Consider the following 506-nt stretch of genomic DNA (forward strand, 5'->3'; position numbering starts at 1 on the left):
ACGCGCGACGGCGCGGCTGTCCTGGGCGCGGGCGCGTCCACGGCGGTGCCGGCCCAGCGGGCGGCGTCCGCCGCGCGACGCGGCGCACGGCAGAACTCGACGAGGGGCTCGAGCACGACGGGCCACGTGAACGACCGCGCCACGCGCTCGACGGCCGCGCGCACGTCCGCGGCGGCCGCCGTGTCGACCAGCATGGTCTCGAGCGCGTCGGCGAGGGCGTCGACGTCCTCGGCGGGAACCGTCCGGCCGATGCCCTCCGCGTCGATGAGCTCGGCGAAGCCGTCACCCTCGGTCGCGACGATGGGCAGCCCGGCCCAGAGGTAGTCGAGGATGCGCGTGCGGAACGAGAACTCCGTCTCGACGTGCAGGAAGTGGCAGCTCGCGCCGACGTCGGCGTCGAGCAGGTAGTCCGCGCGGTCCTCGTAACGCACCCAGTCCTCGTTGAAGAAGACGTGCGTGCCCACCAGCCCGAGCTCCTCGGCGAGCTCGCGGCACCGGGCCGCGAC

Annotated in this window: 1 protein-coding gene; it reads right to left on the bottom strand. The window is 74.7% G+C overall.

All coding sequences use genetic code 11. The features are described 5' to 3' along the window. Positions 1-506 (bottom strand): glycosyltransferase (locus CTKZ_RS21040; protein WP_124344700.1); only part of this gene is annotated, 506 nt, incomplete at both ends.

This window comes from Cellulomonas algicola (assembly GCF_003851725.1).
GTDB lineage: Bacteria > Actinomycetota > Actinomycetes > Actinomycetales > Cellulomonadaceae > Cellulomonas > Cellulomonas algicola.